Source organism: Bacillus sp. JJ1521, assembly GCF_036965165.1.
Lineage (GTDB): Bacteria > Bacillota > Bacilli > Bacillales > Bacillaceae_L > Ferdinandcohnia.
Window position 1 is genome coordinate 28,809 of the sequence record NZ_JBALOX010000058.1, and the last position, 5,399, is coordinate 34,207.

Here is a 5,399-nt window from a genome sequence, read left to right on the forward strand (position 1 = left end):
CCTTCTCGGCATAGCCTTCACTATCTTTTGCATCTTTTAACATACGAAGTCCATCACGAAGCCACTGAATCGCAGAACCTGCAACGAATATACTTCCTTCTAATGCGTATTCAACTTTTCCGTTAATTCCCCAAGCAATTGTAGTTAATAATCCATGCTCCGAAGGCACTGCTTTTTCGCCAGTATTCATCAGCATAAAGCAGCCTGTGCCATATGTGTTTTTCACCATGCCCTTTTCATAGCAAGCTTGCCCGAATAGAGCCGCCTGTTGGTCACCGGCTGCACCAGCAATCGGTACCTCTTGGCCAAAGAAATGATATGGCGCTGTAGTTGCATACACTTCTGATGATGGTCGAACCTCTGGAAGCATCGACTTTGGAACGGTTAAGTGCTCTAATAGTTCATCGTCCCAATCTAAATCATAAATGTTATACATCAAGGTCCTAGAGGCATTTGAATAATCGGTAACATGAGCTTTTCCGCCTGAGAGTTTCCATATAATCCATGTGTCAATCGTTCCAAATAGCAACTCGCCCGCTTCTGCTTTTTCTCTAGCACTTTCTACATGCTCTAAAATCCATTTCACTTTTGTACCAGAAAAATAGGCATCAATTAATAGACCCGTTTTTTCACGGAATGTATCGCTTAATCCGTTAGCTTTTAATTCCTCGCAAATGTCGGCTGTTTGACGAGATTGCCAAACGATTGCATGATACACAGGCTGTCCTGTTTCTTTATCCCATACAACCGTCGTTTCACGTTGGTTCGTAATCCCAATCCCTGCAATTTGCTCTGGCTTTACATTTGCTTCCGATAAGACTGATGCCATCACTGCTAAAATCGAGCCCCAAATCTCATTTGCATTGTGTTCAACCCAGCCTGGCTTCGGAAAAATTTGTGTAAATTCTTTTTGCGCTACATGCACAATTTCCCCTTTTTGATTAAACAAAATGGCACGTGAACTTGTGGTGCCTTGGTCTAACGAAAGTATGTATTTTTCCAAATTATTTACCTCCTCACTAACATCTTCTTATTTAAAATTAACACGCTTACATGTTTTTGACTACCTGGGTAGGCTTGTTTTTTAGGTCTAAAAATATTTTCCAAGAATAAATGTAGTAATGGTCGTTTTTAAATTACCCTTTTAAGGAGTGGAATGCTTTGATTGAAAAAGAAATTACAGTAACAATTAAGGAAGGACTACATGCCAAGCCGGCCGGAGTTTTAGTTCAAAACTTAAGCAGATATACGAGTGATGTAGAATTTCGTTTTAAAAATAGATCTTATAATGCCAAAAGTATTTTAGGATTAATGGGAGCAGGTATCCGCGAAGGGCAAGTCATGACGGTTCGAGTGGATGGCCCGGATGAAGAGGAAGCTTTTGCGTGGCTTAAGACATTTATTTGACTTTATTGGAAAACCACGATCGGTATCTATTTAGATAGTAATCGTGGTTTTTTTCGTTTTACTTTATTATTTTTTCTATAAGTTCATTTAGTTGAACCGCCGCCATCGATTCTAATCGATGATCGACTTCACAGAAATCCAGGTCTTTTGTAACCTGATTCGGGATGATTACACAATACATTCCAGCCTGTTTAGCAGCTAATGCTCCATTTGCAGAGTCTTCAAAAACAAGACATTCCTCAGGTGATACTCCTAAGCATTTGGCAGCTTCTAAATATAGAGTTGGGTCTGGCTTCACCTTTTCAACATCATCTGAAGTACGGATACACTCAAAGTAATCAAATAAGCAAAGATTTTTTAAATGAGTAGATACCCACTTATAATCGGAACTTGATGCTAGCCCGATTTTTAAGCCTGCTTTCTTTGCAGCAGAAAGATACTCCTCGACACCTGGCAATGCTCCTTCATTCTTCATTCGTTCATCAAACCGGTCCCGTCTTATCTTGGTTAATTCCTCATGGTCCACTTTCTTGCCAATCTGCTCTTCTAAATATGTAAGGGCATTGAATCCCGCTTGCGTTCCTATTACCTTGCCCCACACAGACATTGGAAGCTCTGAACCATGCTCTTGAAAAATTTCATTCAATACATTGTATTCATTCGTCTCTGTATCATAAATAAGCCCGTCAAAATCAAAAATAACTGCTTTTATCAAAACACCATCTCCTATCCTTCTAATCCACCTTCTATTATAAGGAATTACAAAGTAAAGTCCATTTTTCCAAAACTACCTAGACACATTTTGTTCACAAACATATCTTCAATTCAAGATTTTACATTTTACATTCACGTACTGTAATACTATAATTTTGAGTATACTTATGTGGAATGAGGGATTCGATGAATTCTAAAACAAATGAAAAAATACTGGAGACATATTTATTTATTGCATTTGCTGCCGCATTGATATCCACGCTTGGTAGTCTTTATTTTTCAGAAATCCAAAAATTTGTACCCTGTGAATTATGCTGGTACCAGCGAATTTTCATGTACCCTCTCGTTATTATTTTAGGAATTGCTATTTTTAAAAAGAACTACTCAATCGCACTCTATACCTTTATTCTGTCTTTAATTGGTGGTTCAATTTCAATCTACCATTATCTTGTTCAGAAGGTTCCCGCAGTGGGTGAGAATTCATTTTCATGTGGAATTGTGCCTTGTACAGGCCAATATATTAATTGGTTTGGCTTTGTAACGATACCTTTTTTAGCCTTAATTGGCTTTACAATCATTGCAATTACTAGCTTTATCACACTAAAAAAATTGAAAGAAGGGAAATAGATTTGAAAAAGATTATTATTTTTACAGCAATTGTCGTTGTTCTTTTTGGTGGACTAGCATTTGTAACAACTACACAAAACAAGCAAAAAGCAGAAGGAAATCCGTTTGGTAAGAAAAACCTCGAGCCTGCAACAATTAAACAGCTTGATGATCCAAACTACGGCAATCAAATTCTACCTGACGAATTAGAAACAAAGCTAGAAAATGGGGAGACAATGACTGTGTACTTTTATGCATCTGACTGTGTGCACTGTCAAAATACAACTCCGGTCATCGTTCCAATGGTAGATGAAATGGGCCTTGATTTGAAAAAATTGAACCTACTTGAATTTAAAGATCAATGGAACAAATACGGCATTCAGTCTACACCAACGCTTATCCACTTTGAGAATGGTGAGGAAGTTTCCCGCCTGGTTGGGTATCATCCTGACCATAATGATTATAAAGTTTGGTTCGAAGCTGCAATGGCTAGCTCTAAATAATAGAAAATCCCTGTTCACTGGATTGAGCAGGGATTTTTTAAGTGCTTGTCTAGTTTCAGGCGCCATCGGCTCGAGTTCATACTCCAATCGCTTCGGAAGGTAAAATGCACCTTCTGTCAGCGCTCGTCTTATGCTTGACTTGCACAGAATGTACTGACATCGATGTTCGCCACAGGACGTGGCGGTAGTTAGTCGATATTCCTCAGTACGGGCGCCTTGCACTTTTTTTGTAAAGGCTTGCCTTTGCCTTTATGTATTAAGCCAAATATTGATTTGCTGGCTTTGAATATTTACTTATCAATTCTGGATTGTTCGCACTTTGAAATTCTTCAATTGTGAACGGAAATAAATACCCGTAATCATTTAATATTTGCACATTTTTCGCAAAGATTTCCCCATGGTTATCCTGGTACCCTTCTTCACGAATGGTTTCAAGAACTGCAATAATCGCTTGAAGGCTTGAGATGACTTTAAAAGCCTTATCTAATGTTCGGTTATAGTAGAAGTCTTCCTCTTTTGGCGCTAACACATTCCATTCTTCAAATTTTCCAATATACTCATCTTCAAAGTAGGTTGGAAAAATAGAGGAATACATGTAATCTATTAGCTCCGTAATGTGATGTTCCTGCTCCGGAGTTGATGCTACTACAATTTTCAATGTAAAACCCACCCTTATATCTACATAATCAAATGCGCCTTGGCGTATTTGCGCCCAGATTTTTTCGAGCTTGCTCGAAAAGTTTCCATTAAAAATCTGTGGCATCCGCCGGAGGCTTAAACTTTATTCAGTCGCGAGTATGAACCGCCACTGAATTTTTAAATTCGTTTGCCTAGATTCCTCACAATAAGAGGTGAAGAATGCTGAATAAAGTTAACAATAGAATAACACAGCCTACTTCAGATTTGGTAAGGTAAGTCTTTCCTCCATATCCACCTTTCTCTTTCATTCACTTCGTGGATTGGATATACTTTTATAAGAAATCAAAGTCGAGAAAATTTAAAGGATGATCGTATGTTAACGGAAAGATTTGGTGAATGGTTTGAGGTAGCAGTTCCCCGTGATTGGGACGGGATGACAATTGATGATGTACTTAAGAATGTATGGTCAATACCAAAGCAAATGCTTCATCAATTACGAATGGAAAAAGGCGTGAAGCTTAAAGGAGAAGCCAAGCCATGGAACACTCCTCTCATACAAAATGACAAACTGCAAATCCATCTTTTTATCGAAGAAGATTTTGGAGTCCTGCCAGAATATGTTCCAGATCTTCAAATATTATTTGAGGATGACCATCTTTTAATCGCCAACAAACCACCTGAAATGGATACACATCCAAATGAAGATGGTCAGCTCGGTACACTTGCTAATGCTGTTGCCTATCATTTCCAAGTAAATGGTGTTCAAACGAAGGTACGCCATATTCATCGTCTCGATCGTGATACAACCGGGGCGGTCGTTTTTGCAAAACATAAACTAGCTTCAGCGATTTTAGACCGTCGACTTGAAAAAAGGGAAATCAAACGAACCTATCTAGCCCTGGTACACGGAATCATCAAACAAAAAAAGGGAACAATCGATGCTGCTATTGGTCGGGATCGTCATCATCCAACTCGTAGAAGAGTCTCCCCGACAGGGCAAAAAGCAATTACGAATTTTAAAGTCCTTCAAACATTTTCGAATAAAAAAATGTCCTTGGTCGAGCTTGAGCTTTTAACAGGTCGCACTCATCAAATCAGAGTACACATGAGCCATTTGGGTTACCCGCTTGTTGGGGATATTTTATATGGAGGACAACCAATTGTTCCACGACAGGCGCTGCATGCGGCTAGAATTAGTTTAGATCATCCACTCACAAATGAAAAAATCATGTGTAAGGCACCTTTTTTAGATAGCCCTCCGATTTTTGAAAATATATTCGTCTAATTTTACAAAGATTGGGTTTGTACACATGTGTATGTTGCTTTTTTCCTGTATAATTAACTTTATTCAGCGAAATTCCTTACTTCTATAGTAGGGAATAATTGAAAAAAATTAAACAATTCAGTGAAGGTTCAAACCTTGGCTGAATAAAGTTAAAGCCTCCGGCGGATGCCACGATTTTTCAAAGGAAATTTTTGAGCTTAGGATCAAAGACTAAGAACGCCACGTCATGTGGCAACGTCTTTGTG

7 protein-coding genes are annotated in these 5,399 nt (G+C 38.6%); 4 read left to right on the forward strand and 3 right to left on the reverse strand.

Going from position 1 to position 5,399, the window contains the following annotated elements:
- Positions 1 to 1,003: glycerol kinase GlpK (gene glpK, locus V7147_RS09345; RefSeq protein ID WP_438824572.1), on the reverse strand; the 1,003-nt coding region annotated here is incomplete at its 3' end.
- Between the two features lie 158 nt (positions 1,004 to 1,161).
- On the opposite strand from glpK, the gene V7147_RS09350 reads away from it, so the two are divergent.
- Positions 1,162 to 1,407 (forward strand): HPr family phosphocarrier protein, encoded by a 246-nt coding sequence (locus V7147_RS09350; RefSeq protein WP_335367584.1) that lies wholly within the window; start codon positions 1,162 to 1,164, stop codon positions 1,405 to 1,407.
- A 58-nt stretch (positions 1,408 to 1,465) separates the two neighbouring features.
- Here V7147_RS09350 and V7147_RS09355 read toward each other — a convergent pair whose 3' ends face one another.
- The gene (locus V7147_RS09355; RefSeq protein WP_335367585.1) at positions 1,466 to 2,122 is read right to left on the reverse strand and encodes an HAD family hydrolase; all 657 of its coding nucleotides are present in this window, start codon (positions 2,120 to 2,122) and stop codon (positions 1,466 to 1,468) included.
- A 185-nt stretch (positions 2,123 to 2,307) separates the two neighbouring features.
- Between V7147_RS09355 and V7147_RS09360 the strand changes: the two genes are divergently transcribed.
- On the forward strand, positions 2,308 to 2,748 hold the full coding sequence (locus tag V7147_RS09360) for a disulfide oxidoreductase (protein WP_335367586.1): 441 nt from the start codon (positions 2,308 to 2,310) through the stop codon (positions 2,746 to 2,748).
- A gap of 2 nt (positions 2,749 to 2,750) precedes the next feature.
- Complete coding sequence (locus V7147_RS09365) at positions 2,751 to 3,230, forward strand: thioredoxin family protein (RefSeq protein WP_335367587.1); 480 nt, start codon at positions 2,751 to 2,753, stop codon at positions 3,228 to 3,230.
- Positions 3,231 to 3,486: 256 nt separating this feature from the next.
- On the opposite strand, the gene V7147_RS09370 is transcribed toward V7147_RS09365, so the two are convergent.
- A complete protein-coding gene (locus V7147_RS09370; RefSeq protein ID WP_335367588.1) occupies positions 3,487 to 3,888 on the reverse strand; it encodes a DUF5365 family protein in 402 nt (133 codons plus the stop codon).
- A gap of 354 nt (positions 3,889 to 4,242) precedes the next feature.
- Here V7147_RS09370 and V7147_RS09375 point away from each other — a divergent pair, with 354 nt between their 5' ends.
- Positions 4,243 to 5,154 carry an RluA family pseudouridine synthase gene (locus tag V7147_RS09375; protein ID WP_335367589.1) on the forward strand — a complete coding sequence of 304 codons (912 nt, stop codon included), beginning with the start codon at positions 4,243 to 4,245 and terminating at the stop codon, positions 5,152 to 5,154.
- The last annotated feature ends 245 nt before the right edge of the window (positions 5,155 to 5,399 follow it).

Coding starts and splice junctions, on each gene's coding strand:
- V7147_RS09360 (WP_335367586.1), top strand. CDS start 2,308: ATGAATTCTAAAACAAATGAAAAAATACTGGAGACATATTTATTTATT.
- V7147_RS09375 (WP_335367589.1), top strand. CDS start 4,243: ATGTTAACGGAAAGATTTGGTGAATGGTTTGAGGTAGCAGTTCCCCGT.